The 1,910-nt window shown below is 73.7% G+C and carries 2 protein-coding genes; both read left to right on the plus strand.

Annotated features, from left to right (window positions below):
- Positions 1–7: 7 nt before the first annotated feature.
- Complete coding sequence (locus ACIQOV_RS39555) at positions 8–1,192, plus strand: HTTM domain-containing protein (RefSeq protein WP_401055745.1); 1,185 nt, start codon at positions 8–10, stop codon at positions 1,190–1,192.
- A gap of 9 nt (positions 1,193–1,201) precedes the next feature.
- Positions 1,202–1,910: FUSC family membrane protein (locus tag ACIQOV_RS39560; RefSeq protein WP_401055743.1), on the plus strand; the 709-nt coding region annotated here is incomplete at its 3' end.

The raw sequence follows: 1,910 nt of genomic DNA on the forward strand, positions 1-1,910 counted from the left end.
CCGCTGCGTGCTGGTCAACCCGGCCGCCGCGCACATCCTGGAGTCCGGGGCGGCGGGGACGGCACGCGGGCCGCGGGCACCGCTCGGGCGGGCCGCCGAGGCGTTCACCGGACGGGCGCTCGGCCGCCACCAGGCGGCGGTGGTGCGGATCGGCTTCGGGCTGGTCTGGCTGGCCTACCTGCTGCGCGAGTGGCCGCACCGGCGGGTGCTGTACGGCGACCTCTCCCCCTGGTCGGCGGAGCTGGCCGAACAGCTGCTGGCCGACAACGGGGCCTTCACCGTGCTGCCCTGGTTCGGCGGCCGGCTCTGGTCCGAGCTGGTCTACCACCTGGCCGTGCTGGCCGCCCTGGCCGTACTGCTGGGCTGGCGGACCAGGGCGAGCACGGTGCTGTTCCTGGTCACCGTGCTGTCCCTGCAGAACCGCGACGTCTTCCTCGGCGACGGCGGTGACAACGTCGTCCACCTGATGGCGGTCTACCTGGTCTTCACCCGCTGCGCCGAGGTCTGGTCGCTGGACGCCCGGCGCCGAGGACCCGGGCGGACCGGGGTGGTGCTCTGGGCGGTGCTCGGAGCCGTCCTGGCGGCCTGTCAGTTCGGCGGCTTCGCCGGGGACACCCTGACCTGGACCGACCGGGCCTTCCCGTACCTCGGCTGGTCGCCGTTGTTCTGGGCGCTCTGGACGGCGGCCGGGCTCTGGTGGACGCTCGGCCGGCTGCGGCCCGACGGCGAGCCGCGGGCGGTGCTCGACGCGCTGGCGAACATGGTGCACAACTGCGCGATGCTGGTGATCGCCGTCGAAGTGGTGCTGATCTACGCCACGGCCGGCTGGTACAAGGTGCAGGGCTCGCGCTGGCAGGACGGCACCGCGCTGTACTACCCGCTGCACCTGGACTACTTCACGCCCTGGCCGGGGCTGTCCGCGCTGGTCGGCTCGGCGCTGCTGCCGGTCTTCCTGATCTCGTACGGCACCGTGATCCTCCAGGTGGCGTTCCCGTTCACGCTGCTCGACCGGCGGGTCAAGAACGGCCTGCTGGCCGTCATGATGCTGGAGCACGCGGGGATCGCGGTCGTGCTCGGGCTGCCGGTCTTCTCGCTCGCGATGATCGCGGCGGACGCGGTGTTCCTGCCGACCGGGGCACTGCTGTGGGCGGCGGCGCGGCTGAGCCGGATCCGGCGGAGGTATCCGGCCTAGGATGTCGCTATGTCCTGGTTCGCCGCACTTCGTGACACCGCGCGGACCGGGCTCACCCTGGACCGGGCGCTCACCGACCCCAAACGGGCGGTGCGCGGGGCCGTCGCGGTGGCGCTGGTGCTCTTCCCCACCCTCGCGCTCGGCGGGGTCGCGCTCGCCACCTCGGCCGCGATGGGCGCGTTCATCGCCGGCTCGGCCACCTTCCAGCGCAGCTTCCGGCCCCGGGCCAGCCTCGCGGTCGCCGCCGGGGCCGGACTCGGCATCAGCACCTTCCTCGGCTACCTGGCCGCCGGCGTCCCCGGGCTGTTCCCGGTGCTGCTCGCGGTGTGGGCCTTCGGCGCCGGACTGGCCTGGGCGATCGGGCCCACCGCCGGAGTGGTCGCCACCAACACCGTCTCGGTGATGCTGATCGTCGTACAACTCCCGGTCAGCACGGTCACCGCGCTCGGCCACGGGCTCGTCGCCGCCCTGGGCGGAGTCGCCCAGGCCACCGTCATCACCGTCTGGCCGATCGGCAGCTGGACCGCCCAACGGGAGGCCCTCGCCGACACCTACGCCGAACTCGCCGACTACGCACGCCGGTTGCGACAGGACCCGACCGCGCACGTCGACCCGGAGCCGTTCATGACGGCCCGCCACGCCGCCGCCCTCACCCCCTGGCAGGACCGCCACCGGCCACCCGAGCTGCGCGGACTGCGCGGCATCGCCGAGCGCATCC

It is taken from the genome of Kitasatospora sp. NPDC091257, from assembly GCF_044757675.1.
In the GTDB taxonomy this organism is placed as follows: Bacteria; Actinomycetota; Actinomycetes; order Streptomycetales; family Streptomycetaceae; genus Kitasatospora; species Kitasatospora lactacystinica.